The 216-nt window shown below is 63.4% G+C and carries 1 protein-coding gene; it reads right to left on the reverse strand.

All coding sequences use genetic code 11. The features are described from left to right. The coding region (locus RM530_RS18535) for a transposase (protein ID WP_311366746.1) at positions 1-216 on the reverse strand (216 nt) is incomplete at both ends.

Here is a 216-nt window from a genome sequence, read left to right on the forward strand (position 1 = left end):
AGGTTAGGAAGGCGGTTGTGGTGGAGGACGTTGAGGGCGAGGGTTCGCAAACGTGCGAGGACGCCTGGGTTGTGGCGGACGCGGCAATGATCTTCGCGCAAGGTGACATCGCGGATGTAATGGAGCGAGTTTTCGATGGTCCAGTGTCCGCGGATGGCGCGCGCCGCTTGGGGAGCGGACAGCGCCCGCGTGCAAACGTAGAAGGCGGTTTCGTGG

This window comes from Banduia mediterranea, assembly GCF_031846245.1.
In the GTDB taxonomy this organism is placed as follows: domain Bacteria; phylum Pseudomonadota; class Gammaproteobacteria; order Nevskiales; family Nevskiaceae; genus Banduia; species Banduia mediterranea.